The 25,843-nt window shown below is 70.0% G+C and carries 30 protein-coding genes and 1 pseudogene; 17 read left to right on the top strand and 14 right to left on the bottom strand.

From position 1 onward, the window contains the following. Window positions 1-12: 12 nt before the first annotated feature. The gene (locus tag FK529_RS08875) at window positions 13-1,374 is read right to left on the bottom strand and encodes a magnesium transporter CorA family protein (RefSeq protein ID WP_205124370.1); all 1,362 of its coding nucleotides are present in this window, start codon (window positions 1,372-1,374) and stop codon (window positions 13-15) included. A 23-nt stretch (window positions 1,375-1,397) separates the two neighbouring features. On the opposite strand from FK529_RS08875, the gene dapB reads away from it, so the two are divergent. From dapB to FK529_RS08845, 5 genes are all read left to right on the top strand, one after another. Further along, window positions 1,398-2,141 carry a 4-hydroxy-tetrahydrodipicolinate reductase gene (dapB, locus tag FK529_RS08865; RefSeq protein ID WP_146560591.1) on the top strand — a complete coding sequence of 248 codons (744 nt, stop codon included), beginning with the start codon at window positions 1,398-1,400 and terminating at the stop codon, window positions 2,139-2,141. 68 nt (window positions 2,142-2,209) lie between these two features. Beyond that, window positions 2,210-2,617, top strand: a complete 408-nt coding sequence (locus FK529_RS08860) for a hypothetical protein (protein ID WP_166436400.1) — start codon at window positions 2,210-2,212, stop codon at window positions 2,615-2,617. Next, on the top strand, window positions 2,617-2,883 hold the full coding sequence (locus FK529_RS08855; protein WP_146560590.1) for a flavodoxin family protein: 267 nt from the start codon (window positions 2,617-2,619) through the stop codon (window positions 2,881-2,883). Before FK529_RS08860 ends, FK529_RS08855 begins: the two co-directional genes overlap by 1 nt. Further along, window positions 2,870-3,343, top strand: coding sequence for a flavodoxin family protein (locus FK529_RS08850; protein ID WP_146560589.1), 474 nt, complete (start codon window positions 2,870-2,872; stop codon window positions 3,341-3,343). The genes FK529_RS08855 and FK529_RS08850 overlap by 14 nt, the downstream gene beginning before the upstream one ends. A 124-nt stretch (window positions 3,344-3,467) precedes the next feature. Beyond that, entirely contained in the window at window positions 3,468-4,238 is a 771-nt protein-coding gene (locus FK529_RS08845; RefSeq protein ID WP_146560588.1) for a hypothetical protein, read from the top strand. Between the two features lie 38 nt (window positions 4,239-4,276). Here the strand turns inward: FK529_RS08845 and FK529_RS08840 are convergent, their stop codons facing one another. Continuing rightward, complete coding sequence (locus FK529_RS08840; protein ID WP_146560587.1) at window positions 4,277-5,134, bottom strand: hypothetical protein; 858 nt, start codon at window positions 5,132-5,134, stop codon at window positions 4,277-4,279. Between the two features lie 129 nt (window positions 5,135-5,263). Then, window positions 5,264-5,482 (bottom strand): helix-turn-helix domain-containing protein, encoded by a 219-nt coding sequence (locus tag FK529_RS08835; protein ID WP_146560586.1) that lies wholly within the window; start codon window positions 5,480-5,482, stop codon window positions 5,264-5,266. A 119-nt stretch (window positions 5,483-5,601) separates the two neighbouring features. Between FK529_RS08835 and FK529_RS21040 the strand changes: the two genes are divergently transcribed. Continuing rightward, entirely contained in the window at window positions 5,602-6,324 is a 723-nt protein-coding gene (locus tag FK529_RS21040; protein ID WP_438947183.1) for a DUF2510 domain-containing protein, read from the top strand. Between the two features lie 7 nt (window positions 6,325-6,331). Here FK529_RS21040 and FK529_RS08825 read toward each other — a convergent pair whose 3' ends face one another. The 9 genes from FK529_RS08825 to FK529_RS08785 form a co-directional block, all read right to left on the bottom strand. Continuing rightward, window positions 6,332-6,883 carry a M50 family metallopeptidase gene (locus FK529_RS08825; protein WP_158635080.1) on the bottom strand — a complete coding sequence of 184 codons (552 nt, stop codon included), beginning with the start codon at window positions 6,881-6,883 and terminating at the stop codon, window positions 6,332-6,334. A gap of 376 nt (window positions 6,884-7,259) precedes the next feature. Then, window positions 7,260-8,054 carry a hypothetical protein gene (locus FK529_RS08820; RefSeq protein WP_146560584.1) on the bottom strand — a complete coding sequence of 265 codons (795 nt, stop codon included), beginning with the start codon at window positions 8,052-8,054 and terminating at the stop codon, window positions 7,260-7,262. 60 nt (window positions 8,055-8,114) lie between these two features. Next, window positions 8,115-8,798, bottom strand: a complete 684-nt coding sequence (locus FK529_RS08815) for a hypothetical protein (protein ID WP_146560583.1) — start codon at window positions 8,796-8,798, stop codon at window positions 8,115-8,117. Window positions 8,799-8,891: 93 nt separating this feature from the next. Beyond that, window positions 8,892-9,281 carry a hypothetical protein gene (locus FK529_RS08810; protein WP_146560582.1) on the bottom strand — a complete coding sequence of 130 codons (390 nt, stop codon included), beginning with the start codon at window positions 9,279-9,281 and terminating at the stop codon, window positions 8,892-8,894. Continuing rightward, window positions 9,278-9,514, bottom strand: a complete 237-nt coding sequence (locus FK529_RS08805) for a helix-turn-helix domain-containing protein (protein ID WP_146560581.1) — start codon at window positions 9,512-9,514, stop codon at window positions 9,278-9,280. Before FK529_RS08805 ends, FK529_RS08810 begins: the two co-directional genes overlap by 4 nt. Before the next feature lie 156 nt (window positions 9,515-9,670). Then, the gene (locus FK529_RS08800) at window positions 9,671-11,158 is read right to left on the bottom strand and encodes a terminase large subunit domain-containing protein (protein ID WP_146560580.1); all 1,488 of its coding nucleotides are present in this window, start codon (window positions 11,156-11,158) and stop codon (window positions 9,671-9,673) included. A 3-nt stretch (window positions 11,159-11,161) separates the two neighbouring features. Next, window positions 11,162-11,707, bottom strand: coding sequence for a recombinase family protein (locus tag FK529_RS08795; RefSeq protein WP_146560579.1), 546 nt, complete (start codon window positions 11,705-11,707; stop codon window positions 11,162-11,164). A gap of 491 nt (window positions 11,708-12,198) precedes the next feature. Beyond that, the gene (locus FK529_RS08790) at window positions 12,199-12,654 is read right to left on the bottom strand and encodes a hypothetical protein (protein WP_146560578.1); all 456 of its coding nucleotides are present in this window, start codon (window positions 12,652-12,654) and stop codon (window positions 12,199-12,201) included. Next, window positions 12,654-13,190 (bottom strand): hypothetical protein, encoded by a 537-nt coding sequence (locus FK529_RS08785; RefSeq protein ID WP_146560577.1) that lies wholly within the window; start codon window positions 13,188-13,190, stop codon window positions 12,654-12,656. Before FK529_RS08785 ends, FK529_RS08790 begins: the two co-directional genes overlap by 1 nt. 798 nt (window positions 13,191-13,988) lie before the next feature. Here FK529_RS08785 and FK529_RS08780 point away from each other — a divergent pair. The 3 genes from FK529_RS08780 to FK529_RS08770 all read left to right on the top strand — a co-directional run bounded on the left by FK529_RS08780 (window position 13,989) and on the right by FK529_RS08770 (window position 16,451). Beyond that, entirely contained in the window at window positions 13,989-14,270 is a 282-nt protein-coding gene (locus tag FK529_RS08780; RefSeq protein ID WP_205124369.1) for a MerR family transcriptional regulator, read from the top strand. After that, on the top strand, window positions 14,267-14,458 hold the full coding sequence (locus FK529_RS08775) for a hypothetical protein (RefSeq protein ID WP_146560576.1): 192 nt from the start codon (window positions 14,267-14,269) through the stop codon (window positions 14,456-14,458). The genes FK529_RS08780 and FK529_RS08775 overlap by 4 nt, the downstream gene beginning before the upstream one ends. Window positions 14,459-14,624: 166 nt before the next feature. Next, window positions 14,625-16,451, top strand: coding sequence for an AAA family ATPase (locus FK529_RS08770; RefSeq protein ID WP_146560575.1), 1,827 nt, complete (start codon window positions 14,625-14,627; stop codon window positions 16,449-16,451). Window positions 16,452-16,646: 195 nt separating this feature from the next. Here FK529_RS08770 and FK529_RS08765 read toward each other — a convergent pair whose 3' ends face one another. Beyond that, the gene (locus tag FK529_RS08765) at window positions 16,647-18,077 is read right to left on the bottom strand and encodes a recombinase family protein (RefSeq protein WP_146560574.1); all 1,431 of its coding nucleotides are present in this window, start codon (window positions 18,075-18,077) and stop codon (window positions 16,647-16,649) included. Window positions 18,078-18,102: 25 nt separating this feature from the next. Here FK529_RS08765 and FK529_RS08760 point away from each other — a divergent pair. The 7 genes and pseudogenes from FK529_RS08760 to FK529_RS08730 form a co-directional block, all read left to right on the top strand. Continuing rightward, window positions 18,103-18,342 (top strand): annotated as a pseudogene (locus FK529_RS08760) (flavodoxin family protein); the annotation flags it as partial. A gap of 109 nt (window positions 18,343-18,451) precedes the next feature. Beyond that, a complete protein-coding gene (locus FK529_RS08755) occupies window positions 18,452-19,684 on the top strand; it encodes an HNH endonuclease (protein ID WP_146560572.1) in 1,233 nt (410 codons plus the stop codon). Window positions 19,685-19,708: 24 nt separating this feature from the next. After that, complete coding sequence (locus FK529_RS08750) at window positions 19,709-20,236, top strand: DinB family protein (protein WP_146560571.1); 528 nt, start codon at window positions 19,709-19,711, stop codon at window positions 20,234-20,236. A gap of 102 nt (window positions 20,237-20,338) precedes the next feature. Next, window positions 20,339-21,097 carry a thymidylate synthase gene (locus tag FK529_RS08745; RefSeq protein ID WP_231703013.1) on the top strand — a complete coding sequence of 253 codons (759 nt, stop codon included), beginning with the start codon at window positions 20,339-20,341 and terminating at the stop codon, window positions 21,095-21,097. Further along, entirely contained in the window at window positions 21,097-21,567 is a 471-nt protein-coding gene (locus FK529_RS08740; protein ID WP_146560570.1) for a dihydrofolate reductase, read from the top strand. Before FK529_RS08745 ends, FK529_RS08740 begins: the two co-directional genes overlap by 1 nt. Window positions 21,568-21,622: 55 nt before the next feature. Further along, window positions 21,623-22,528, top strand: a complete 906-nt coding sequence (dapA, locus tag FK529_RS08735; protein WP_146560569.1) for a 4-hydroxy-tetrahydrodipicolinate synthase — start codon at window positions 21,623-21,625, stop codon at window positions 22,526-22,528. 3 nt (window positions 22,529-22,531) lie between these two features. Beyond that, window positions 22,532-24,475 carry a ribonuclease J gene (locus FK529_RS08730; RefSeq protein ID WP_146560568.1) on the top strand — a complete coding sequence of 648 codons (1,944 nt, stop codon included), beginning with the start codon at window positions 22,532-22,534 and terminating at the stop codon, window positions 24,473-24,475. Between the two features lie 33 nt (window positions 24,476-24,508). Here the strand turns inward: FK529_RS08730 and FK529_RS08725 are convergent, their stop codons facing one another. Then, window positions 24,509-25,114, bottom strand: a complete 606-nt coding sequence (locus tag FK529_RS08725) for a hypothetical protein (RefSeq protein WP_146560567.1) — start codon at window positions 25,112-25,114, stop codon at window positions 24,509-24,511. Between the two features lie 99 nt (window positions 25,115-25,213). Here FK529_RS08725 and FK529_RS08720 point away from each other — a divergent pair, with 99 nt between their 5' ends. Continuing rightward, the gene (locus FK529_RS08720; protein WP_146560566.1) at window positions 25,214-25,831 is read left to right on the top strand and encodes a TIGR03085 family metal-binding protein; all 618 of its coding nucleotides are present in this window, start codon (window positions 25,214-25,216) and stop codon (window positions 25,829-25,831) included. Window positions 25,832-25,843 lie beyond the last annotated feature (12 nt).

The following is a 25,843-nucleotide window of genomic DNA, read 5'->3' as shown; positions in this document are numbered from 1 at the left end:
GCCGGTCGAGGGTCAGAGCCAGCCGCGGCGCTTGAACGCCGCGTAGAGCCCCCCGGCCAGGGCGAGCATCGTCAGCAGGCTCAGCCAGAAACCCCACTCCTTGCCGAATCCCGGATACGGCACGTTCTGGCCGAAGTAGCCGGTGATCGCGGTGGGGACAGCGATGATCGCGGCCCAGCTGGTGAGCTTCTTCATCACGGTGTTGAGCTGGTTGTCCACCAGCGCCAGGTTGGTCGAGCGGACCGATTCCACGGCGTCGCGCAGGCCCTCGGTCCAGTCCGCTGCGCGCATCGTGTGGTCGTAGACGTCCTCGGCGTAGGGCAGCAACTCGCGCAGGTCGGGCGCCACGGACACCCGTCGCAGGACCGAGCCCACGACGTCGCGCATCGGCAGCACGATGCGGCGCAGGGCGCCCACCTGCTTGTGCAGGTCGAAGGTGACCTGAGAGACGCGGTCGCTGGAGCGGCCGTCGAACAGGAAGGTCTCCACGTCGTCGAGACGTTCGTCCACCGCCGTGATTCGGGCCGTGTAGCCGTCGACGACCGCATCCAACAGCATCAGCTCCAGGGACTTCGGTCCGTACTGCAGCAGATCCGCGTTGTCCGAGATGGTGGCCGCGACCTCCTCGACGGGGAAGCCGTGGCCCAGGCGCACCGTCAGGACCCCGTGCTCGAAGAGGAACAGCGAGAGCCGGCTGGTGGTGCCGTCCTCGGTGATCGTGTAGACCGTGACGAACATGATCTCGCCGTAGCGCAGGGACTTCGGGCGCTCGTGCACGGTGAGAGCGTCCTCCACCGCCAGCTTGTCCAGCCCCATCGTCGCGACGAAGGGGGCGAACTCCTCCTCGGTCGGGTCGAGCACGTCCACCCAGACCAGGCCCGACCGTGCTGCCAGCGCCCGCGTGGCGGCGTCCGTCGCGGCGTGGTGGACGACGTCGAAGCAGGCGTCCGCGTCGCCGACGAAGGTCCGGATGGTCACGTCCATGCGCGCAACACTAGGGCCCGTCGGTCTCCGGACGCTCGACCAGCGCCGCCAGCGCGGCCGGCGCCTGCACGCAGTAGGAGTCGGTGAGCAGTTCGGCGACCTCGTCCCAGTCGGTGGCATGTCGACGAGGATCCCGACGGTGCTCTCGCCCCAGTTCACCCGGAAGTAGGGATCCCCGAGGTTCTCGAACGCCGGGACCTCGCCGTGCTCGGCCCGGAAGACGAGCCGGAACTGCTGATCCTCCCCACCGAAGACGTGGGCCACCGTCGCACCCCGGACCCGCCAGCGCGTGCCCACCCAGGCCCGGTCGGCCACGCATTCCGGGAAGGCCTCGAGGATACCGGCGAGGCGGTCGATCCATTCGTCGGGAACGTCTGGTCGGGCGGTCACGGTGCAAGGGTATCGTCGGGCGCATGCTGAACGTGGGTGTCCTGGGATCCGGCGGCAAGGTGGGCCGCGCCATGGTCGATGCCGTGGAGGCGGCCGACGATCTGACGCTGAGTGCGGCGGTGGACGCGGGTGACATGCTCACCGGCCTCCTCGACTCGAACACGCAGGTGGTGATCGACTTCACCCACCCCGACGTGGTGATGGAAAACCTGAAGTTCCTCATCGACAACGGGATTCACGCCGTCATCGGTACCACCGGCTTCACCGACGACCGCCTCGACACCGTGCGTGAGTGGCTCGCGGAGAAGCCCGAGGTGGGCGTGCTCATCGCCCCGAACTTCGCTATCGGCGCCGTTCTCACCATGCGCTTCGCCGCGCAGGCCGCGAAGTTCTTCGACTCCGTCGAGATCATCGAGCTGCACCACCCCTACAAGGCCGACGCACCGTCCGGCACGGCCAACCGCACCGCTGAACTCATCGCCGAGGCTCGGGAGGAAGCCGGGCGCGGCGCGATGCCCGACGCCACCTCCGCCGAGTTCGACCGCGCCCGCGGCGCCCGCGTCGACGGAGTCCGGGTCCACTCCGTGCGCGTCGCGGGCCTCGTCGCGCACCAGGAGGTCCTGCTGGGCACCCAGGGCGAGACGCTGACCATCCGGCACGATTCGCTCGACCGCAGCTCCTTCGTCCCGGGCGTGCTGCTCGGCGTGCGCGGCATCTCCTCGCGACCCGGCCTCACGGTGGGTATCGAGCCCTTCATGGACCTGTGAACGCCGTGGAACGCCGCGATCGGGGCAATCTGGGGCAGCTGCTGGTCATCGGGTTCCTCGCGGTCGCGATGCTCACGTACATCGGCCTGATCGGCGTGTGGGCGTGGATGATCGCGCGGCGGGGCGGGGGAGCGAACCTCGGCCTGGCCTTCGGCATGCTGCTGGTCGGCGTAGTGGGGCTGTGGATCCTGTGGTCCGTGCTTCGCAACGGCTACGCGCACCAGAAGCTGGCGGCGTCGGCGAAGGCGCTCGGCCGGGACCTCGACGTCTCGGATCTGCCGACGATGCCGTCCGGCCGCGTCCAGCGCGACGCCGCGGATGCGCTGTTCGCACAGGTCAAGGCCGAGTACGAAGCCGATCCGGAGTCGTGGGTGAATGCCTACCGGCTCGCCCGCGCGTACGACTACGCCGGCGATCGCTCCCGCGCCCGCGACTGGATGACCCGCGCCGTGTCGATGGAGAAGAAGTCCCGCTGATGGCCGTGCTCCTCGTGATCCACCACACGCCGTCTCCGCATTGCCAGGAGATGTTCGAGGCGGTGATCGCGGGAGCCACCGATCCGGACATCGAGGGCGTGGAGGTGGTGCGCCGCGCAGCATTGGCGGTCACCGCCTCGGATGTGCTGGCCGCCGACGGCTACGTGCTCGGCTCGCCCGCGAACCTCGGCTACATCTCCGGTGCGCTCAAGCACTTCAATGTCAAATACCCCTGTAATAGGGGGTCTGCCGATGTCAGCGCCTGATTCCGCCGCCCCGCACCGTCTCCTGATCGTGCACCACACGCCTTCGCCCCACTGCCAGGAGATGTTCGAGGCCGTGGTGGCGGGGGCGACCGATCCTGACATCGAGGGCGTGGAAGTCGTGCGGCGTGCTGCGCTCACGCTGTCGCCCGCCGACGTGCTGGAGGCCGACGGCTACGTGCTCGGCACCCCGGCGAACCTCGGGTACCTCAGCGGCGCGCTCAAGCACGGGCTCGACAACATCTACTACCCGTGCCTCGACTCCACGCGGGGGCGGCCGTGGGGCTTCTACGTCCACGGCAACGAGGGCACCGAGGGGGCCGAGCGGGCGGCCGATTCGATCACCGGCGGCCTCGGCTGGGAGAAGGTCACGCCCAACGTGGTCGTGTCTGGCAAGCCGTCGAAGGCCGACCTGGAGGCGTGCTGGAACCTCGGCGCGACGGTCGCCGCTCAGCTCATGTAGGGGTAGGACGGAATGACAACACGAACAGAGGCGCTTCGACGCCTACGTCGAAGGGCTGACTTTGGACTTACGTGACGGCGACGCTGCCGCCCCTGGGGGTGAGGCGCGGGCGAAGCGGTCTCTGGTGTGGGAGAAGCTTGCGAGAGTTGCCGAGTTGGTCCTGTACCTTCTCGGAGCCGCCGCGCTGGTGATCTGGCTGCTCAAGTTGGGTGAGGTATTGGATAACGGGCTGGACGCACTGGGCGTTCTGTCGCTGGGAATCACGGCGCTGGGCGCGGGTCTCGCGGTGACGATTTACCAGGCCCAGAAGCGTCAAGGAGAGCGCGAGAACAGACGGCAGAGGACCCTTCTTGACGCAATCTCGCGACGTACGACTGAGTCGGCGGTACTACTGCAGGAGATGCAGGGGGCTTTCGCCGCGTCTCAAGCCCCCGGTCCGGACGAGGCGCGTGACGGGAATGAGCAAGATTCTGCCGTCGATGATCTTGAAGTAGACGATGCAGATTCGACCGGCATCATCGAGATCGAAGAGCAGGGGGAGTACAGACTGCCGTCGGCGGTACCGCTGAAGGTCCTCGCGGATGTGGTGAATTGGTGGCGCGACGGCAACGCTAGCGGGTCCTGGACGGTCGGCAATCTTGTCGGGTCATTTCGGCCGTACAACAAGTCGGGCGGGTTGCAGGGCGTTCCGTGGATTCTGACTTTCAGGAGAACAAGCGGAGACCCCGCTGAATACCGGGTTTCCTACAGTGGGCGCAAGAAGGCCGGTGAGAGTACGCGAAAGCCGACTGTGTCCCTCTACTCCGCACAGGACCAGCGGTGGACTGACGGTAGGCCAGCGGGCAGTGAGATTGATATTGCGGCCAAGGGCAACGAGCCCGGCGTGGAAGGGTAGCGCCAGGGTAAGACTCGTGGCTCGTCGGTGACGCGCGACTAGGCCCAGAACTTCCACCACCTCCGTGCAGCCACGGATGGTTCGTCAGAGCCGTTCTCGGCGGGCGGTGTGTCGTCGTGAATCTGTTGAGGCATGGTCTCGTCAGTGCGCATCCAGCGGTACCCCGCCTCGTCCGTGAACTGGATGAGGACCCCCAGATCGACTACCCCCGCTGCTGCCTCGAAGGTCATGATCGCGGGCTGTTCGGGAATCAGGGTCCGGGGCCACACAGAGACCATTGACCCGGTCACCGCTTCGCGTACCCGAGCGGACATCTGCGGAGCCGCCGCGTTCGCCGCTTGGTCTGCCCGTGCTCCCATCGCTGCAGCGATAGGCCCCGATAGTCCGGGGCCAGACATTTGAATCGAACCCATGCCTGCGTTCATCGCGGACCGGATGATGGGCCGCACCATGCGCTCAATCGCTTGGTCCAAGCCAACTGCACTACTCTTTGTCAGGCCGTTTTCGACTTCCTTCCCGTCGGCGTCGAACGCGACCACCTGCACGCCCAGCTCTGTGATTGGTGCGCTGCTGCTGTTGACGACGCGCACCGTCCAGACGTTGGGGCCGAACATCTCCGCCGGGAAGACGGTGGGGACGATTCGGCGAGCCTGGGCCTCGATACGGTCGCGCTCAGCGCGCTGTAGCGTCGCGAGCTGCGTCTCGTACCGATCTCGGTCCTCACGCGCCCGTTCGTCGTCGCGCTTGCGGTCTTGGCGCATCTTGACATAGGTCAGGACTGCCACGGCCAGGGCGATCAACACGCCGATGGTCGTCGCGACCGATTGGGTGATCAGCAGCTCGACGGGTACCTGTGGTGCCTGCTGCGGCACGGGAACAGTAGTCGGGTCTCCCATGTTGACATCCTCGATCCGGGGCACCCGGCGGGCGCGCCTAGCGCGGAGTCTAGAGCTGCGCACTGACAAAACTTCTCGTCGGAAAAATCCAGAAATGCGGAGCCGCCCGCGTGCGTTCGCGCCGCGCGGTCAGCCTTCGTCGCGCAGCAGCACCAGCGGATCGAGCTGGAGGGTGTCGGCGATCTTCTCGACCGACCGCAACGTCAGGTTGCGCTCGCCGCGTTCCAGCCCGCCCATGTAGGTGCGGTGGACGCCGAGCACGTCTGCGAAGGCTTCTTGGCTCAGCGCCCGCTCGGCCCGATACGCACGCAAGTTGCGCCCGAGGGTGCGCTGTAGGTCGCCTTCCATAGCGCCATCGACTCTGCCGACCTGCTACTTGTAGGTCTACAGACTGATAAGTAGCATTCCGGCATGATCAAGAATCCGGTCTTGTCGGCGGTCGGCGGCTCGTTCCGAGGTGATGCCCGGTGAGCGAAGAGGTCCAGATTGATGCCGACGGTCGGCTTCGCTGTTGGAAGTGCGGCAGCATCAACCTGAGCGCGGGGCGATCCGGCGCGGGGATGATCGGCAAGGCCGCAATCGGTGCTGTGCTGGTCGGTCCCGTCGGCCTGATCGGTGCAGCGGCCGCGCGGCGCAAGCTCCGCTGCTCCGGCTGCGGGTCGGTGAACAAGCCGACCGATAGCCCGAAGCTGTGGGGGCCGCCGAGCGCACCGTCAGCGCAGGCACCGGTAGCGCAAACGCCACAGGCGCAGCAGCCCGCGAAACCTACCTCCCGCGCCCTTGTGCAGGAAAGCATGGAGCGCAAGGCGGAAGAGGCGCGAAACATCTCCGGTATGACGCCGGAGCAGGCGCGCGACTATGCCGAGGAGCTTCGAGAACAACGGGCCGCGCACAAGGCATCCCGAAATCGTTGGGCCGGTACGGCGGAGATTCGAGCGTGGCAGGACCGAGATCGAGAGCTCAAGCACGCGATCAAGCTGGCCGACAAGAAGGCTGAGACCGCGACCCCGATTGAAGTGGGAGCCCAGGACCAAGCCGAGGCCGTGCCAGCGTCACCGCCGCTTCCGCCGACGCTGCCACCCGCTGGTTGGCACGCGGACCCCCACGGCACGCCGGGGCTGCTGCGTTACTGGGACGGGACGCAGTGGACCGAGCACACCGCGCCGATTCCCCCGCCGCCGGGCGTGTAGGCCGTCGCTACAGCTTCCAGTCGGTCAGGCGTGGTGAGGTGACCTCGAACGTGCCCGGTACCGACCCCGCACGTATGGCGGCGAGGGCGTGCTCGCGCGCCTCGGGGTTGCGCTCACCGTCGGGGAGACCCAGCGCGGCGTCCACGTCGGCCTGGCTGATGGTCATCTCGCGGTAGAGCAGGCGGGCGAGCCCGTCGATGGCCTGCCACGTCGTCGCCACGATCCTCGGTACCTCGGCGGGGCGCGGGTCACCGGCGGCCACGAGGCTGGCGTGGTCCTGGTGGTTGCGGAGCAGCGTGTCGCGCACCTTGCGCGCGGTGGGCGGGCCACCGACTGCGGCGTAGGTCTCCGCGTACGGCCCCGCGTAGGTGATGGCGGGGTCATGCGCGGCTGGTAGGTCGTCGTACGAGCAGTGCCCCGCCGTGGCAGGATCGTCGGGCGTCAGGACAGCACGGTGGATGCGACCACCGAGCACGGTGGCGACCACCGCGTGGCCGACCTCATGGAATGCAGCCGCCCGTAGCCGGGGATCGACTCGCGCGACGGTGGGCGTAGGCACCCCGCCTCTGTACCGGCGCGCACTCGCGCCCGCCGCAGGTGCCACGTTGCGGCGCGTACGGTCCGCGCCGGGGCTGGTGCTCGCCCCCGCCTCGCTGGCGCGCGCGGTGGCGCTACGGGCAGGCGCGGCAGGCGTACGCGGCGGGGTTGCCACCGCGCGGTACTCGGGTCCGCTCGTGAACTGCATGGTCTTGCCTCCTGATCGGGGGTGGGGTGCAGGCGCGGGAGCAGGCGGCCGGTCCGAAACCAGCGCCGCCGGTTGTGAGACCGCGACCCCCGCGCCTGCTTCTCGCCGGGCGCGCTGCGTTGGCGACGGGCGGCCCGCCCAAAGGCCGCCCGCCCGTACGCGCGCTGCGCCGACAAGTTCTTGCGCCGCGCTACGCGGCGGTGACCGCGCCGAGGTTGGCCTCGTAGCCGACGACCACCGAGCGTTCCGCGATGACGGCGTACTCGCCCTCGCGGGGCTCCAGCGCCTCGCGGGTGACCGGCTGGTCGCGCCACCCGAACGTCTGCGAGGTGGCCACGAGGGTGCGGCCGAGACCGGCGACGTAGCCACCGCCCAGGACGTACGTGTGTCCGGCCGGGGACTTGGCGAAGCCGGAGCCGTCGCGCACCACGAGGTTCAGGTGCGCCAGCTCCGCGAGCAGCTCGGGGTTCAGGTGGATCAGGCCCAGGGTGTTCGTCTTGGCGAACAGGCCCTCCAGGTGCCCGATGGCGCGCACGAGGTCCGGCGCTGCCACCGGGGTGCCCGCGTCGATGAGCAGCCGGGCGGCGAACTCGCGCTCGACCAACGTCGGCTCGATGAGCCGGAGGTTCTGGAGTGCGCGGGCTTCGACCACCGACCGCTCGGGCTCGGTCATATCGCAGGCGTCCGCGTACGCCCAGACGGTCGCGGGCGTGAACGGGTCCAACAGGCCCGGTCGCTCGCCCTCCTTGCGCTGGGTGGGCGTCGTGTCGCACCACGGCGCATCCCAGATGCCCACGGACTCGCCTCCGCCGTAGTTGCCGATGCGCGGGCGCACCAGCACGCCGGACGCGAGCCAACGCGGCACCTCGGTGGTGCTGTCGGAGACGAACCTCGTCGCGGCGTAGAGGCCACCGGGCGCGGGGTTGAGCAACGGCGGGTCGAACTCGATGGGGAGCAGCGCCTGCGGCTGCGTGGGGGCGGTCATGGTGCGTTTTCCTCTCAGTGCGGCAGTGCCGCGTACGTGATTCTCGGGGTTCCTGCGGCGTCAGGCGGTGAGGTCTCGGTGGGCGATGCCGAGGCGGTCAAGTTCCGCGATCACGCCGGACATGTCTCGCTTGGGTGCGGGCTCGCGGCTGGGCAGGCTGGACCGCCAGGCTCGGGCGGTGTCGATGCTGCGCTCCAGCGTCCGCACCTCCCTGTCCACCGCCCGCAGCGCGTCGATCACAGCGTCCGACTCGACCGGTACCCGGGTGCGGTCGAGGGCGGCAGCGCCGAGAATCTGGGCCAGCGGTGTGCCCAGGGGTGCGACGAACTCGGCCAGCGACCCCGCCCAGGAACCGTCGCGCAGCTCGTCGTCGGAGACGACAGGGACGGGACGGCGCACCAGCTCACGGACGGCGCTGCGGGCAGCACCTCGGTTACCGACCGTTGCGGCGCGGCTACGGTGATCGGCAACCATGTCGCCCACCTCGCGTGCGAGCTGGTCCACGGCGGCGGCGATGGTCTCCACCGCCTCGCGCGCTGCGCCGCTGGTGGGGCGGGGCTCGCTGGCGAGGGCAGCGGCGACCGGCCCCACGACGGCGGTCACCTCGTCAGCGAGGTCGAACGCGCCGTCGAGGGTGTGCAACTGGTGGGTGCGCCGACGGTGGCGCTGCTGGTCTTGCGTGAGCGCGGCCGGTCGAACTTCCAGTGCCATCGGGCGTCGGCGGCTGCCGCGAATGACCTTCATGGTGGTTCCTTCTCTCGGATGATCGGTGGGCTTAGGCCACCAGGTAGGGGCGGACGCGGGGCTCATCGCGCGGCGGGATGAGCGAGTCGCCTATCAGCAGCGTTCGGGTGCCGACGTGAACGACGCTGGCGCGGTCGGTGCAGTGCAGGAACCAGATCGCGGCGCAGAGGGGCGCGACCCCACCCGGCGTACGGGATCGGTGAGGCGGCCGGGGAGCGTGCGGGCGAGGTAGGCGCGGTCGATCACCGCGTCGGGCGAGGCAGCGAGCGCGGTGAGGACGGCGGCCTTCGCCTCCGCGACCAGCTCGGGGGCGGGGTCGCTCGGGAACAGCGACGTGTCGATGTCGGTGGACGGGCTGCTGGCCGTGGTGCGGTGGTTCGTCGTGCTGGTCATGTCGTGGTGCGTCTTTCCCCGAGGCCCGAGGAGGTTGGCGGGGTGGAACAGGTGGAGCCACGACGTGCGAGGAGCGAGCAACGTGATCATGCGCGCCCCCGCGCGTCCGTGAGCAGCGCGTCGAGGTCGGCGCGTCGAAAGCGGAGCTGACCCCGCTTGGACGAACCGATGCGGTACCCGCGAAGGGCGCCCTCGCCCGCGTATCGTCGGATCGTCCACACGGAAGTTCCGAGGTACGCCGCCGCGTCGGCGGTCGAGTAGCGGGGGCTGTCGTCGTCGGTGGTCCCGTCGTCCGTCGTGTGCGGTGCTCGTTCCGTGCTCACGGTGCATCACGTTGCCACACTGATGGCCGTTCACACTACGGGCAAGAGTCGGTATTGTGCTGTGGCCGTGGGTAATTCACCGACACCGGTAGGGCATGTCTGTTTCACGTGAAGCGGTTGCGCGGCCCCGTCGGCGTGTGGGTGGTGTACCCCGCCCTAGCCGATCCGGCGGGCCAGCAGCCGGAGCGCGGCGGGGCCACTCGGTAGGCCGAGCGTCATGCCGCGCGCGGGCGCGAGCACGTCGTGCGCGATCACGGCAGCGGCGAGGCTATCGGGCTGGTGCTGCCCCCGCTGCCAGCGCAGCGCCTGTTGCTCGAACCGGGGCAGGTGCCCGGCGATCCGTAGCGTGCCGACCTCGAACGCCTGCAACATCGCACCGCTGCGGGCGAGCGCGTCGCCCATCGCGCCTCGACCCCGCTCAGGCCACATCGTGACCCGGATGGGTGCGGTGTCGGGGTGCCTGCGACGGTGCCGGTCGATGGCTTCCGACATGACGCGCCGGTACGTCTCTCGCGCCGAGAACGCCTCGACCGCGACCTCCGATGCGCCGACCTCCACCGCCAGCTCCAGCGCGGTCCTGGCCCAGGCGTCCGAGGTCATGGGTGCCGACCGGTCAGCGATGAGCGCGACCACGCCTTCGCCGGTCACGGACGCGGCCACGATGCCCGCGCTGTCGCCGGAGCCGCTGTCGCTGGGATCGACGGCCACGACGGTGCGGACAGGGTTCGACGGGGCGGCGGCGAGACGCCACGAGTCGAACCACGAACGCTGGACCAGGCCGCCCTCGGGCGCGGTAGGTACGCCCTCGTACAGGCTCCACCAGACGCGCTCGCCAGCGGTGCGGCGGGCGCTCGCGAAGTGCTCGGCGTCGAATCCCAGCGCGCTGGTGAGCGCCTGGCTGGGCGCGCGGCCGAGGGCGTCGGGTACGCCCGTCTCGGCCACGGCGGGGATGTTCGTGTGCCGCCACGCGCCCGGCTCGTCGGTGAGCAGCGAGCCGATGAGGTCGTGTTCATGCCACCTGGTGCCAACCACCAACGTGGACGCCCCCGCGTGCAGGCGCGTACTCAGCGTGGACCGGTACTCGCGGAGCACGCGGGTTCGGTGGGCCTCGGACTCGGCCTCGGCGGCGTCCTTGGTCACGTCGTCCAGCACGAGCATGTCCGCGCCGAAGCCGGTCACGCCCGAGTTGATGCCGGTGGCGAGCAGGCCCCCGCGCGCGCCCTCGATGCGCCAGCGACCGGCGGCGCTCTTGTCGGAGGCGACGGCGATGCCCAGCTCGGTGCTGTGCTCGGTGATGAGCTGGCGGGCCTCCCGGCCGTGGGCGGTTGCAAGTTCATCGCTGTAAGAGACCAGCACGACCTCGCGGTCGTGGTCGTCGGCCAGTGCCCAGACGGTGGTCCACACCGCCAGCAGCCGGGACTTGCCGGACCTCGGCGGGGTGCTCACGATGTCGCGCTGCGACCGCTCACGCACCGACCGCACGGCGAGGTCGGACAGCATCGCGATGGTGGGCGTGATGACGTACGAGGGATCGAGGCGGCGGGCGAGCTGCGCCGGTCCCGGTGCGGGCACGCGACGGCGTGCCGCTCGGAGCGCACGGGCGGCGATCAGGGCTCGGGTCCGGTCGATGGTCCGTGCGCTCATGAGTTACCCCGCTCGGTAGTTGTAGACGGTCTGACGTGCGACGTTGTACTCGCGAGCCAGCGCGGCGGGGGACTCGCCGCCAGCCAGACGAGCGCGCAGCTCGGTGGCCTGCTCGTCGGTGAGCTTGGGCGTGCGCCCCTTGTATGCGCCCCGAGCCTTAGCTACGGCAATGCCCTCCCGCTGGCGCTCCAGGATCAGCGACCGCTCGAACTCGGCCACCGCGCCGAGCATCGTCAGCATGAGGTTGTTCATCGGGGAGTCCTCGCCCGTGAAGGTCATTGCCTCCTTGACGAACTCGACGCGCACCCCGCGCTCGGTCAGCTCGCGCACGATGCGCCGGAGGTCTTCGACGTTGCGAGCCAGCCGGTCCATGCTGTGCACCACGAGGGTGTCGCCCTCACGAACGAAGCCCAGTGCCTCGGTGAGCGCGGGCCGGTCAGCGGTCTTGCCGCTGGCCTTGTCGGTGAACGTGCGCTCTACCTCGATGCCGTCGAGCTGGCGCTCGGTGTTCTGGTCGATGGTCGAGACTCGTTGGTAGCCAACGCGCATGGGTGCCTCCAGGTGCCGATGTGTACACCTAGAATCTATAGGGTTGCTGGACATGTGTCAATCAACCCCGATATGGACTTCATTTGTACGCCTCGACCGGGACCGGCTGGCGTCGAGTATGGGTGTACTCAAACTGGACGTGCGGCTGGCGGTCATCACGGCTCCCGGCCGAACAGCACTTCATCGACACCGAGGTGCCGGGCGGCGCGCGCCCGCGCCCCGCCTCGGCCCTCGAGCGTCCACTGCACGCGGCCCGAGCCGGTCGGCAAGTACCTCGTCGTGGTCTCGGCGTACTCGGAACTGGGAGCCGAAGTGGTGCTCGGCCAGTGGGTCGGCATCGCGTACGTCGGACGGCACCGCGTCCGGTGTGGGCGCGGGGTGAGCGTTGGACACCCCGCCCTGGCGCTGTGCGGGCCGCTGCGGCGTCGGAACGGCGTCGAGGTGCTCAGGCGCGGGTCGAGCGGTTCGGGACCGTAGGCGGCGCAACAGGCTCATTCGGTCACCCCGCTCAGTCCGGCGCGATACCGGTCGATGACAGCCTGAGCCGCCGCCTCGGCGTCGGCCAGCACGGACTCGGGAAGGTCGCCCAGGTCGTCGTCGGGTTCCGGCGCGGGCTCCACGACGCCGAGCAGTGCAACCGGCGCGGCCTCGTCTGGCTCGGTCGTCGGCGTCGAGCCCTCGGGTAGCTCCCCGCCGTTCTCGGCCCGCAGGCGCACGCTCAGCCACTCGCGCAGCTCGCCCGAGGTCAGGCCACCGGCGGCGATGAACTGGCGCGCCACGTCCAGGTGGAGCGACCAGAGCGGGTCGCCAGGTCCAGCTCCCACGGTGCCGAACTGGGACCGCATCGTCTCGAGCAGCTCGCGCTCCAGCGTGGCGGCGCTCAGCGTGCCCGCCGTCATCTCCGCTTGCACGTCGAACGCGGCGTTGACCACATCGGCGTCGTTCATCATTCGACTACCTCGGCTTCCAGGGGCTCAGGTTCGATGGCGGGGGCCGCGACCGCGATGCCCCCGCTCAGTGGGCGTCGGGCTTCCAGGGCCGCGAGCGCGGCATCACGTGCGGCGGCGAGTGCTTCATCCGGCGACCTACCGAGGGTCACGTCGTGCTTGTGGGTCTCAGGCACGGCGGTGCCGTTGAGCTTCGAGTGCTGGCCGTCGAGGGCTCGCAGCTCTTTGGCGTACCGGAGCACCATGTCGTCGTCGCCGTTCGCCACGGCGGCCACGAACCGAGTGGACAGCGTGGACTTGAGCACGCGCAGCATCTCGGTGGACGTGGCTCGGTCTTCTTCGAGGTTGACCGGACCCCGCGCCTTGATGAGCCGGGTCACCGCCTGCTCGGCCCCGCTCCGGGAACGGAACCCCAACGTGTCCGCGATCTCCTGCCAGGTCCGCCCCATCGAGCGCAGGCGCAGCGCCTTCTCGGCGCGGGCTCGGCTGCTGGCGTGACTGCCGTGAGGGCCAGGCTTGCCGGGTGGGTTGACCATGCTCAAATTCTGCACAGATTCTCTCGGCCTGTCCATATCGCCGACAGTGGTAGGCGTTGTACTACAACGGGTTCCGTGCGCTACACCGCCACCGCCACGCACACCGCTGCCTACCCCGCCTCGGCCGTGCGAAGCCGCGTCGCGGTCGATGCCCCCGCCCCCGTTGCTGACCCCGCCTCGGTCGCCCTGTCACCGTTCCCAGCCTCCGAGTGGGGGGGATCGCGATCACCTCCCCGTCGCTGTTCTGCACCACTTCGAGGCTCGTGGTCGCCGGGACGTTCGAGGTTCGTGGGGCCATAGGCCCCCCACGAACTCCACGAACTTGGTCCAGCGGTTCGTGGCGAACTTCCACGAACTCCACGAACTTCATTCCGGTGACGTTCATCATCCCAGGTAGAGGGTGATTTTCAGTTCGTGGACGACTTCCACGAACTTCCACGAACCGGCCTCGATCAGTTCGTGGAAACCGTCCACGAACTACCTCGAAATAGGGGGGCTTTCCACGAACCTCACGGCCCGGGTTTTTCGGGCGTCGGCCAGGGTTGAGACAGCTCTCCGAGGCGGGGTGGTACAACACCGACTCTGGTAGGAAATGTATGTGGTGCAACGCTATTCGGCGCATCGGTGCTTGTCGCTTCACCGAGTCTGATGTATGTTTGCCGTAGGTTGCCAGGCTTCGTCCGGCATAGGGCCGCACCACGCGACCCGGTTCCCGACCTCTCCACGCCACCGCTCCCGCCCACGTAGCCGCCCCGCGCCCGCTTCGAGGAACTCGTTTCCACCCGAGAGCGATTCATCGTGAGTTCCACTCCCACCACCCCAGCGGTGTCCGTCGAGCCCGTCAAGGACGACGACCAGCCCGGCCGATTCCTGTCCCTTGCGGAGGCGAAGGCGCGCATCGACGCCAGCCGCGACTTCATCATGGCGCGCGTTGCCGACGGCTCCCTGCCCGCCTACCGGCTCGGGCCGCCCCCTCGGGGGAAGCTCCGATTCCGGCCCGAGGACGTAGACGCGACTCTGACCCGAGTCGATCCCGCGTCCTTGAAGTCGTACCGCCCGAAGCAGGACGGCGAGCAGTGAGCGCGCCCGAGGCGGGGTCTACCCCGCTCGCTGTCAGCGCCCGCGCCGGTTCCGCAGTGCGAGCGGGGGAGACCGGATCGCGTGAGTGGCTGGCGGCCACCATGTCGGCGTTCACCGACGACGAGCTGCGCCGGGCCGGAGAGTTGTTCCGCAGTCTCACGCGCCGGTCTGACGGGGTGGGCGGCTGAGGCCCGTCCACGGCCCTCGCTCGCCCATCACCGTGCCGCACAACGCCGTTGGGTGTCGTCGCCGTGGCGCTGGCCCGAAACGCAGCAACGCCCCGTTCTCGGGGAACGGGGCGCTGCATCGGGGTTTCCAGCCTCCGCGACCATGCCTCCACCACAAAGGATGATCGTGACTCAGAATACCAGTTCCACCTCGGCAGACCGGGCCAGCGAGCCCGCCGAGGGCGCGGACGAGCCCAACCCGTTCGACAACCCCGAGACGGCGGAACAGCGAGAGGACCGCGAGCAGCGTGAGCGCGCCGCCGACGAGCGCGCCGCGCTGCGCGGCGCGTACGGCGATCTGTTGTCGCCGGTGGGCGCGGTGGACGACCCCGATGTGAAGGAAACGCTGGGGGACACGGCGTTCAAGGCGCTCACGGCGGTGTTGATCTACCACGCCAAGAAGGCACGGAAGGCCGGTAAGCCCGTCCCGGACGTGTTCCCTCTCTCCTATCTGTTCGACGCGGGCAAGAACGGCCACTACCGGCTGAGCGACAAGCAGATCATGGACGGCACCGCCGAGAAGGTGGTGGCGATGCTGCCCACCCTGTCCGCCTCGGAGTGGGAGGCCCGCGAGGCTGCGCGCGACTACGAGTTCCAGGTGTCTGAGCGGGTGCGGAGTAAGCGCGTCGACCGGGATGCACTGCGCCGACTTGCAGCGGAAGACGCCGCTGTCGCCGGTGATCCGCTGGAGTTCACCAGCCTGACCGACATGCTGCGAGAGCCCGACGTGGACGAGCCGTACGTCATCGACCAGCTCCTCAGCCAGAGCGGCAAGGTGCTGCTCGCGGCGCAGTACAAGGCGGGGAAGACGACGATGGTTGCGAACCTGCTGCGGTCGCTGGCGGACGGTACGCCGTTCCTCGGGCGGTTCGCCGTCGCTCCTGGGCCGCGCCGAATCGCCCTGATCGACAACGAGATGTCACGCCCGATGCTCGGCCGGTGGCTTCGTCGGCAGGGCATCGTGAACACCGACTCCATCCACCCCGTGACCATGCGCGGCCGCGCGGGCGAGTTCGATTTGCTCACGCCGCACGGGCGGGCCGAGTGGGCCGAGCGTCTACGCGGGTTCGACGTGGTGATCTTCGACTGCCTGCGGCCGGTGCTCGACGCGCTCGGGCTGTCCGAGGACAAGGACGCGGGCCGGTTCCTGGTGCAGTTCGACGCGACGATGCACGCGGCGGGGGTGAGGCAATCCATCGTGGTGCACCACATGGGGCACAGCGGGGACCGGGCGCGCGGCGACTCCGCGCTCCTGGGTTGGTCGGAGACCAATTGGCGGCTCATCCGGCGCGGCGACGAGAGCGACGGCGACCGCCTGTTCACGGCGTTCGGCCGCGATTCCGAGGTGCCGCCAGGCCTGCTGCGGCTCGACCCCGATACGGGGCACCTGGTGTACCTGGACGAGGCGACCAGGGCCGCCGAGACCGACCCCGCCGAGCGCGAGGCGCTGGCAGCGATGGTGCGCCACGTCCGCGAGCGCCACGCGGCGGGGGCACCGGCGAACAAGTCGCAGTGCGAGCTGTTCCTCCGCACCAACGGCCTCGCGATGGAGAAGGCTCGCGCGCTGCTGGAGCGCGCGGTCAGCGACGGCGCGCTCGTCACCACAGGCGGCGGCGGTCGGGGCAAGCAGACCCTCTATCACCCGCCGACCGACCCGCACGCGCCGCCGGAGGTCCAGGCATTCGAGTACCCCGCCGCGCTGGAGGAGAAGGTCGAGCGGCAGCAGATCGACCACGCCACGGAGGTCCAGCAGAAGCGCCGCGAAGCCAACCAGGCGCGGATCGCGGCCGAGGACGAGGCACAGATCGAGAAGGCCACCGCGATCCTGCGGGAGGTCGGGATGGACGGTCTCACGCTGACGGCGGCCAGGCGGAAGGTGCGCGGCCGTGACACCCGGCTCAAGTACAAGAACATCGAGGCAGCCTTCGAGCGTGCTAGCGACACCGGTCTCTGATTCGCCAATCACACACCAACACAAGGAGGTTCACCTGTCCGAGACCTGGCTGACTCGCTGGCCGGGGGGCGATACGCACCGACGCCGCCCACCTCGCGCCCTGAGCGGCCCGCTGCGCTGCGAACACCACGTCCCCCTCACTCGTACCGGGAGAGGGGGCCGTTCGGCGCTGTACGGCCGAGCTGGCCGCCGCGCTCACCGACGCCGGGGCTCGACGGTGATCCCCGCGCGCTTGTCGTGCCACCGGCCGCGCCCGATCCGCTCGATGCGGATGTGCAGGGTCGCCTTGATGAACTCGCGCTGGTCCGCCAGCGGCATACCGCGCCACTCGGCAACCGGGTCGGCGGCGGTGGCGAGGCTGCGCACGGCCGGGTCCGTGAACACCGGAGCTGCCGCCGCCTCGGCCTCCGCGATCAACGCCTCCAGCCGGGTGGCCGCGCGCGCTCCAGTGGACGCGGGCATCCGGCCCTCGATGATCTCGGTTTCCACCGCGTCGAGCCGCTCGCGTAGCTCGGCCAGCCGAGCGGGGGCGGTGGTGTCGGCCTCGGGCGTCTCGGCCAGCGCGGCCAGGGCGGCGGGGGAGGTCAGAATCTCCTCGACCACCTCGTGCACAGCCTCGTCCACCAGGTCCAGACGCCGGGCGGCGTGACGGCCGGGCCTGCACGTGTAGACCTCATAGCGGCTGCCGTCCTTCTTGGTGCCGCCTCGGCCCCGCCACACCTTCTCGCCGCAGACCCCGCACTCAGCGATGCCGGACACCAGGTACTTGACAGGCACCCCGCGCGGGCCGCTTTGCCGGGCGGCGAACAGCGCCACCAGGTCGTTGTGCTGGTCCTCGGTGAGAATCGGCTCCCAGGTGCCCCGGCCGTGGATCATGCGAGGCCCCCGCACGCCGTCCTTGACCTCCGTGTGCACGCGGAACCCCGCCAGCGTGGGGTTGATGAGCAGACGGCGCAGCTTGGCCGCGTCCCAGCGCAACGAGTCGTCCTGCTTCGCGATCCATCGGACGACCGATGCGAACGACTCGCCCGCCAGTACGCGCCGGGCCGCCTCCGCGATGAGCGGGGCCTGGCCGGGGTGCGGTTCGCGGCGCACGGGCTTGCCGGTCTCGGGGTCGCGGACGATGCGGTACCCGTACGGCACGCGGCCGTGCGGCTTGCCGTCGGCCAGGTTGGCACGGTGCGCACGCAGGATGCGGGTACGGGTCTGCTCGGCCTCTTTCTCGGCCAGCAGGGCGTCCAGACCGGTGGAGAACCGATCGTCGCCGTCGCTGAGGTCGTAGAGGCGTCCCGAGTACGACCACCGGACTCCGCGACGGGCGCACAGATCGCGCAGTTCCACGTAACGCTTGAGGTCGCGTTGCGCGCGGCTCGCCTCCCACATCACGAGCACGTCGCCGGGCTGGAGCAGCGCCTGGAGCCGGGCGTACTCGGGCCGGTCCTTGGTGGCGTACCGACTGGCGGATACGTCGTTGTCCACGAGCACGTCAGCGACCGGCCAGGCGTGCCGCTCGCACTCGGTCCGGCACTCGGAGACCTGCTCCTCGACGGAGCGCCCACCGGCGCGATCCGACGAGACGCGGGCGTAGATGACCGCCCGACCAGGGGCGGAGGCTGGAGTGCTCATAGTAGGGGAGTTTACGCCGAAATAACACGCCTTCGACACGATCTACTACCCGTGTCTGGACTCCACCCGCGACCGGCCGTTCGGGCTGTACCTGCACGCGAACGAGGGCGGCGAGGGCGCTGTGCGCGCAGTCGATTCGATCACTGCGGGACTGGGATGGCGGAAGGTGACACCGCACGTCGTGGTGTCCGGCAAGCCCTCGAAGGCCGACTTGGAGGCGTGCTGGAACCTCGGCGCGACGGCCGGCGCACAGCTCATGGGCTGAACCGGATGCTCGTGGGCGATGAGCGGTCGGCCACCCCGTGGGCGAAGGAGCGGGCGATGGTGTGCCTCCGGCTCGAAAACTTGTCGGTGGGCCGGCGTAGCGTCGGGTTATGGACGAAGACGCTGGTGTGGACGACGATCAACCACCCGATCCGGGGTCTGGCGACGGCGCGGCCGAGCGGCTGCGTTCGATGGAACGTCAACGCTGCCGGACGGTGTTCGAGCAGTACCGGTTGGCGGTGGAGCTGCTGCGGGAGCGGGTCTGCGAGCGGATCGCCGCCGGGTTGCCGCAGGACCGCTGGCAGCAGGGCGTCGCCGCGGAGGTCGGGCTGGCCTTGCACCTGTCGCCGCACACGGGCGCGAAGTTCCTGGCGCGGGCGGTGGATTTGGACAAGCACCTGCCGCACACCCTTGCCCGGCTGCGCGAGGGTGATCTGTCGCCGGAGGCCGTCCCGGTGATCGTGTCGGGGCTGTCGCATCTGGACGTGGCGGATCGGCGTCGCGCGGATGAGCAGTTGTGTGCCGATCCGGCGACGTTGGCGGGGATGGGGCTCACGCAGCTCGCCGCGAAGGTGAAGCAGGTCGCGTACGCGTTGGACGGGCGGGGCACCGTCGATCGGGACGCGTGGGCGGAGAAGGACCGGACGGTGACCATCCGCCCGCTGCCCGAGGGCATGGCGCGGGTGTCGCTGCTGCTGCCGGTGGCGCAGGGCGTCGGCGTGTACGCGGCGCTGCGCCGGCACGCGGACACCCTGATCGGGGTCGCCGGGGACCTGCGCACCCGAGGACAGGTCATGGCCGATACCGCGTTCGCCCGGCTCACCGGCCGGGCCGCTGCGGAAGGGCAGCCGGTGCTGGTGAACCTGACGATGCCCGCGACGGTGCTGCTCGGTGATCAGCCGGGGACGGCGCACCTGGACGGCGGCGGGACGGTCCCGGCGGAGATCGCCCGCAACCTCATCGGCCGCGCCACCGCTGCGGGGGTCGCGTGGGTCAAGCGCCTCTACCTCGCACCCGAGTCGGGTGCGGTCGTCGGGATGGACTCGCGGCAGCGGTGCTTCCCGCCCGGGCTCGCGGAGATGATCCGAGCCCGCGACCGGTACTGCCGCACCCCGTACTGCGACGCACCGATCAGCCACATCGACCACGTCGTGCCAGACGCGAAAGGCGGCCCCACTGAGTTCGCGAACGGGCAGGGCCTGTGCGCGGCATGCAACTACGCCAAGGAAGCCGCCGGCTGGCACAGCCGAGTCGTCGACGACCCGAGCGGACGGCACACCGTCGAAACAGTAACCCCCACAAGACATAAGCACCGATCCACGGCGCCGCGACAGGCGGCCTGAGCGCCGAGGCAATAGGGTCTGGGGGTGGCTGAATCACGGCTCGACCTTCTGCGCTGGCAGTTCGATCTGACCTGGGCGCTCGGCGAGGTGCACCTCGCCGAGCTGACGGCCGACGACTTCCGATGGGAGCCCGCGCGACCGTGTTGGACGATGCGCCGCAGCGAAGACGGCGCGTGGATCGCCGACTGGGCGGACGCCGAACCGGACCCGATCCCGGTCCCGACGATGGCCTGGCTGAGCTGGCACATCGGCTGGTGGTGGAGCACCGCCATGGACCACCTTCTCGAGCGGCCGGTACGGGAGCGCGAGTCGGTGCGCTGGCCCGGACCCGACGGCGCCGTCGCATGGCTCACGGCACTGCGCGACGAATGGTTGACAGTGCTCGACGGGCTCACCGACGGGCGTCTCGACGAGCCGTCTGCGTACCCGTGGCCCGAGGATGCGGGCCTGACCGTCGGCCACCAGGTGGCGTGGGTCAACGCCGAGCTGATGAAGAACCTCGCCGAAATCGGCCAGCAGCGGCTCGCACGCGCCGCCGCGCTCGCAGGCTGACCGGCCCGTGGCCTTCGCCGCGCCGTGAACAATCGTGTCAGTGGGCCGCTCTAGACTGAGCCTGTGATCGCGACGCCCTACGAAGACCTGCTCCGCGACGTGATGGAGAACGGTACGCACCGGCCGGACCGCACCGGCACCGGTACGCGCAGCGTCTTCGGGCGCCAGCTCCGATACGACCTGTCGCAGGGCTTCCCGCTCATCACCACCAAGCGGGTGCACATGAAGTCGATCGCGTACGAGCTGCTGTGGTTCCTGCGCGGCGACTCGAACGTCAAGTGGCTCCAGGACAACGGCGTCACCATCTGGGACGAGTGGGCGGCGCCGGACGGCGAGCTCGGCCCCGTCTACGGCGTGCAGTGGCGCAGCTGGCCCACCCCGAACGGCGAGCACATCGACCAGATCAGCAAGGCCGTCGAGACGCTGCGCACCAATCCGTCCAGCCGGCGCAACATCGTCTCCGCGTGGAACGTCGCCGAGATCGAGAACATGGCGCTGCCGCCCTGCCACGCGTTCTTCCAGTTCTACGCGGCCGACGGCCGGCTCAGCTGCCAGCTGTACCAGCGCAGCGCCGACCTCTTCCTCGGCGTCCCGTTCAACATCGCCAGCTACGCGCTGCTCACGCACATGGTCGCCGCGCAGGTGGGCCTCGAGCCCGGCGATTTCGTGTGGACCGGCGGCGACTGCCACATCTACGACAACCACGTCGCACAGGTCACCGAGCAACTCGGCCGCGAGCCGTACCCGTACCCGCGGCTCGAGCTCGCCGAGCGCCCCAGCATCTTCGACTACGAGTACGGCGACATCACCGTCCACGACTACGTGCACCACCCCGCGATCAAGGCCCCGGTGGCGGTCTAGTGATCGGCCTCATCTGGGCGCAGGCCCGCGGGGGAGTGATCGGCGCCGAGGGCGGCATCCCCTGGCACATCCCGGAGGACATGAGGTTCTTCCGCGAGACCACTGCGGGCGCCACGGTCCTCATGGGGCGTCGCACGTGGGACTCGCTCCCGCCACGGTTCCGTCCCCTCCCGGGGCGCACGAACATCGTGGTCACCCGGGACCGGTCGTGGCGGGCCGACGGCGCGGTGGTGCAGCACGACCTCACCCTGCCCGAGGGGGACCTCTGGGTCATTGGGGGTGGCGAGATCTACGCGGCGGCACTGCCGTTCGCGGACGTCCTCGCGGTCACGGAGGTCGACGCCGACATCGAGGGCGATACCGTGGCACCGTTGATTCCGAACGGCTTCGCGCTCGAGGACGACGCGGCCTGGCGCGAATCCTCGTCGGGCCTGCGCTACCGGCACCTGACCTACCGGCGTGAGCGATAGGCGTTCCGCGATCCGATAGGAACGATTGCGGAACGGGTGGGTAGCCTTAGCGCTTATGAGTGCGACCCCGGCGACCACAACGCCCACCACCCCCTTCGGCGCGATCTCCGTGGCAATGGTGACCCCGTTCAAGGCGGACGGCACGCTGGACCTCGAAGCCGGGCAGAAGCTCGCCGCACACCTCGCCGACCAGGGCTGCGACGGACTCGTCGTCGCCGGCACCACGGGCGAATCGCCCACCACCCAGCCGTGGGAGAAGATCCAGTTCCTCAAGGCCATCATCGAGGCCGTCGGCGACCGCGTGAAGATCACCGCGGGCGTCGGCACCTACGACACCGACGAGTCCGCCGTATTCGCGCGCGACGCTGCGGAGGCCGGCGCACACGGCCTGCTCGTCGTGACCCCGTACTACTCGCGGCCGCCGCAGGCCGGCCTGCTCGCGCACTTCACGACCGTCGCCGACGCCACCGACCTGCCCGTGCTGCTCTACGACATCCCGCCGCGCTCGGTGGTCGCGATCGAGACGGCCACGCTGCGCACGCTGGCCGAGCACAAGAACATCGTCGGTGTGAAGGACGCGAAGGGCGACCTCGGCGCCGGCGCCCGGCTCATCGCCGAGACCGACCTGCAGTTCCTCTCCGGCGACGACCCGCTGAACCTGCCCTGGCTCTCCGTGGGCGCGGTCGGTTTCGTCTCGGTCATCGGGCACGTCGTCGCGCCGCAGCTGCGCGCGATGCGCGACGCCCACTTCGCGGGCGATCATGCCCGCGCCAAGGACATCAACGCCTCCCTCGGGCCCGTCTACGAGGCCATGTCCGGCCTCGGCGGCGTGACCTTCTCGAAGGCGGCACTGGCCCTGCAGGGCCTCGATATGGGCGCACCGCGGCTTCCGCAGGTGCCGCCCACCGGTGAACAGCGCGACCGGCTCGCAGCGCTACTGACCCAAGCGGGGGTGCTCTAAACAATGACCGACGGTGCAGCAGGCGGTGCCCGACGGAGCCGGAAGGCCACCCGGCAGGCGGGACCGCCCGCCGAACCCAAGCCGGTGATCTCGACCTCGGCGGCGCGGGTCGTCGTGGAGGACAAGGCCCCGGCCGCGCAGGCTCCGGCGGCGGAGCAGTCGGCGCCGAAGGCCGAGGCGCAGCCCCAGAAGTCCGCGTCGAAGGGCGGCGGGAACCGCCGCGGCGGTGGGCGCCGCGGCGGTGGGCAGAAGGCACCGTCGGCCGCGGTGGAGCGGCTGGGCGCCCCGCCGAAGCTGCCCAAGGGCGGCATGCGCGTGGTCGCGCTGGGCGGCATCAAGGAGATCGGTCGCAACATGACCGTCTTCGAGTACGACGGCAAGCTGCTCATCGTCGACTGCGGCGTGCTCTTCCCCGAGGACCAGCAGCCCGGCGTCGACCTGATCCTCCCGGATTTCCGGTACATCGAGGACCGCATCAAGGACGTCGAGGCCATCGTGCTCACGCACGGGCACGAGGACCACATCGGGGCGGTGCCCTTCCTGCTGCGCCTGCGGCCCGACATCCCCGTCGTGGGTGCCACGTTCACGCTGGCGCTGGTCAAGGCCAAGTGCGACGAGCACCGGCTGCGGCCCAAGCTGGTCGAGGTCCGCGAGGGCGAATCGACCAGCCACGGCCCGTTCGAGTGCGAGTACTTCGCCGTGAACCACTCCATCCCCGACGCGATCGCGGTCGCGATCCACGCCGGTGGCCAGGTGGCCCTGCACACCGGCGACATCAAGCTCGACCAGCTCCCGCTCGACGGCCGGCTCACCGACCTCGCGGGCTTCTCGCGCCTCGGCGACGCGGGCGTGGACCTGTTCCTCGTGGACTCGACCAACGCCGAGGTCCCCGGCTTCGTGACCCCCGAGCGCGAGATCGGCCCGGTCCTCGACAACGTGATCGGGCGGGCCAAGGGTCGCGTGATCGTCGCATCCTTCGCCTCCCACGTGCACCGGATCCAGCAGATCGCCGAGGTGGCGATGGCGCACAACCGCCGGATCACCTTCGTCGGCCGGTCGATGGTGCGGAACATGGCGCTCGCGCAGGAGCTCGGCTACATGCACCTGCCCGAGGGCGTGGAGGTCGACCTCGACACCGCGGCCTCGCTGCCCGACCACCGCGTGGTACTCATCTCGACCGGCTCGCAGGGCGAGCCCCTGGCCGCGCTCTCGCGCATGGCCCGCGGCGAGCACCGCAACATCACCATCTCGCCGAACGACCTCGTCGTGCTCGCCAGCTCGCTCATCCCGGGCAACGAGAACTCGGTCTTCGCGGTGGTCAACGGGCTGTCCAAGCTGGGTGCGACGGTGATCACGCAGCAGAGCGCCAAGGTCCACGTCTCCGGGCACGCCAGCGCCGGCGAGCTGCTGTACCTGTACAACGCGGTGCGCCCGCGCAACGCGATGCCCGTCCACGGCGAGTGGCGCCACCTGCGCGCCAACGCCGCGCTGGCCGAGGCCACCGGCGTGCCGAAGGACCGCATCATGCTCGCCGAGGACGGCGTCGTGGTCGACCTGGTCGGCGGCGTCGCGAAGATCGTCGGACAGGTCCCCGTCGGCCACGTGTACGTGGACGGCAGCTCCGTCGGCGACGTCGGCGAGTCGACGCTGTCGGATCGCCTGGTCCTGGGCGAGGGCGGCTTCATCGCCATCACCGTCGCCATCGACGAGGAGGGCAACGCCGTCAGTAAGCCCGAGGTCTCGGGCCGCGGCTTCTCCGACGATCCGACCGCGCTCAAGGAGGCGGAGCAGATCGTCGAGGACGTGATCGCCGACCTGGCCGCCGAGGGGGTTAAGGAAGCGCACCGCATCGCGCAGGGTGTTCGACGGGCCGTGGGCCGCTGGGTCGACAAGGCCTACCGGCGCCGGCCGATGATCGTCCCCACCGTCATCGTGGTGGGGGAGTAGCCCACCGCCGTCGGGCTTCGCCGGGCACGCGGATCAGCGCGCGGTCTCGACCTTCTGGATCTGTGCGCGGAGGACCTGCCAGAAGCGGTCGGCGTTCGCCGGCGTCTCGCTCAGTCCGCGGACGAAGACGTTGACGGTGTAGCCGTCGACGTCGGCGGCGCCCTCGATCGCCGTGGCACCCTCCGCCGCGCCGTACGTGATGATCGCGGGGTTGTACCGCGCGAGGTCGCCGGGGACCGCGAGCTCGGCGACTCGACCCGAGCACGCCTGCGCCAGGCCCCGCCAGAGCCCGCCCTGGGCGGGGGAGAGGATGCCGGCCGTCATGAACGAGTAGCCGTTGCGTGCCGAGGCGGCGGCGGACTGCGCGTTCGCGGTGGCGCCGTTCAGTCGGTTCGCGGCGTCCTTGCACGGCTGGGGCGCGCTCGGCTTGAGCGAGATCGCACTGCCGCTCAGCTGGCCGGTGCGGTAGTCGACGGAACCCGCGGGGAACTGTGCCTGCGTCAGGACGAGCGACTTGTTCACCGGCGCTGCGGAGGCGGCGGGGGCGAAGGTCGTGCCGCCGGCCGCGAGGGCGGCGAGGAGAGCGGCGCCCGAGGCGAGGCGCGTACGGCGGGACGTCGACATTGAGTTCGCAATCATGCAATGAAGCATAGAACACTTCAGCGTGATCTCAGCACACGGTAAGGGACTGTGAGCGCGCCCTGCGGCGCACCCCGGGACGGGTCTAGGGTGGCCCGTGTGAAGCCTGCACGCAGTGAACGCGCCGCCCTCGTCGAGGCGGCGCGCGCCGCCGGACCCGACGCCCCCACGCTCTGCGGCGACTGGACCGTGCGCGAGCTGCTCGCTCACCTCATCCTCCGCGAGGGACGCCCCGACGCAATGATGGGCATTCTCGTCCGGCCTCTCGCCGGGTACACCGAGCGCGTCCAGGCGGGCATCGCCGCTCGCCCGTTCGAGGACCTGCTGGACACGGTGGCGGGTGGCCCGCCCCGCCTGTCGCCCCTGCGCCTGTTCGACGAGCAGGCGAACCTCGGCGAATACTTCGTGCACACCGAGGACATTCGCAGGGCCGCGGCGGGATGGACTCCGCGCGCTCTCGACCGGCGGGTGGAACGCGGCCTGCACGACGTGGTGGCACGGATCGCACGACTCACGCTGCGGGGCGCGCCCCTGCGGGTGAGCCTGACCACCGAATCCGGCACCGTCGTGACCGCCGGCCGCGGCCCCGACGTGGCGGTGATCGGCGCGATCAGCGAGGTCACCATGTGGGCCTTCGGTCGCGATGAGGCGCTGGTCACGTTCGAGGGGGCCGACCGCGACATCGATCTGCTCGGCTCGGTGGTCCGATCGCTGTAACGACCCGCCGCA

The organism is Tsukamurella asaccharolytica, from assembly GCF_007858435.1.
In the GTDB taxonomy this organism is placed as follows: Bacteria; Actinomycetota; Actinomycetes; order Mycobacteriales; family Mycobacteriaceae; genus Tsukamurella; species Tsukamurella asaccharolytica.
Note: the sequence above shows the minus strand (reverse complement) of the source record. Positions and strands in the feature narration are given on the sequence as shown.

Excerpts from the sequence above, each read along its gene's own strand:
- FK529_RS08745 (WP_231703013.1), top strand. The coding sequence starts at position 20,339 with ATGGAGAACGGTACGCACCGGCCGGACCGCACCGGCACCGGTACGCGC.
- dapB (WP_146560591.1), top strand. The coding sequence starts at position 1,398 with ATGCTGAACGTGGGTGTCCTGGGATCCGGCGGCAAGGTGGGCCGCGCC.
- FK529_RS08835 (WP_146560586.1), bottom strand. The coding sequence starts at position 5,482 with ATGGAAGGCGACCTACAGCGCACCCTCGGGCGCAACTTGCGTGCGTAT.
- FK529_RS08815 (WP_146560583.1), bottom strand. The coding sequence starts at position 8,798 with ATGAAGGTCATTCGCGGCAGCCGCCGACGCCCGATGGCACTGGAAGTT.
- FK529_RS08730 (WP_146560568.1), top strand. The coding sequence starts at position 22,532 with ATGACCGACGGTGCAGCAGGCGGTGCCCGACGGAGCCGGAAGGCCACC.
- FK529_RS08850 (WP_146560589.1), top strand. The coding sequence starts at position 2,870 with ATGTCAGCGCCTGATTCCGCCGCCCCGCACCGTCTCCTGATCGTGCAC.
- dapA (WP_146560569.1), top strand. The coding sequence starts at position 21,623 with ATGAGTGCGACCCCGGCGACCACAACGCCCACCACCCCCTTCGGCGCG.
- FK529_RS08820 (WP_146560584.1), bottom strand. The coding sequence starts at position 8,054 with ATGACCGCCCCCACGCAGCCGCAGGCGCTGCTCCCCATCGAGTTCGAC.
- FK529_RS08855 (WP_146560590.1), top strand. The coding sequence starts at position 2,617 with ATGGCCGTGCTCCTCGTGATCCACCACACGCCGTCTCCGCATTGCCAG.
- FK529_RS08755 (WP_146560572.1), top strand. The coding sequence starts at position 18,452 with ATGGACGAAGACGCTGGTGTGGACGACGATCAACCACCCGATCCGGGG.
- FK529_RS08725 (WP_146560567.1), bottom strand. The coding sequence starts at position 25,114 with ATGATTGCGAACTCAATGTCGACGTCCCGCCGTACGCGCCTCGCCTCG.
- FK529_RS08840 (WP_146560587.1), bottom strand. The coding sequence starts at position 5,134 with ATGGGAGACCCGACTACTGTTCCCGTGCCGCAGCAGGCACCACAGGTA.
- FK529_RS08785 (WP_146560577.1), bottom strand. The coding sequence starts at position 13,190 with ATGGTCAACCCACCCGGCAAGCCTGGCCCTCACGGCAGTCACGCCAGC.
- FK529_RS08810 (WP_146560582.1), bottom strand. The coding sequence starts at position 9,281 with ATGATCACGTTGCTCGCTCCTCGCACGTCGTGGCTCCACCTGTTCCAC.
- FK529_RS08860 (WP_166436400.1), top strand. The coding sequence starts at position 2,210 with ATGCTCACGTACATCGGCCTGATCGGCGTGTGGGCGTGGATGATCGCG.
- FK529_RS08790 (WP_146560578.1), bottom strand. The coding sequence starts at position 12,654 with ATGAACGACGCCGATGTGGTCAACGCCGCGTTCGACGTGCAAGCGGAG.
- FK529_RS08765 (WP_146560574.1), bottom strand. The coding sequence starts at position 18,077 with ATGAGCACTCCAGCCTCCGCCCCTGGTCGGGCGGTCATCTACGCCCGC.
- FK529_RS08800 (WP_146560580.1), bottom strand. The coding sequence starts at position 11,158 with ATGAGCGCACGGACCATCGACCGGACCCGAGCCCTGATCGCCGCCCGT.
- FK529_RS08795 (WP_146560579.1), bottom strand. The coding sequence starts at position 11,707 with ATGCGCGTTGGCTACCAACGAGTCTCGACCATCGACCAGAACACCGAG.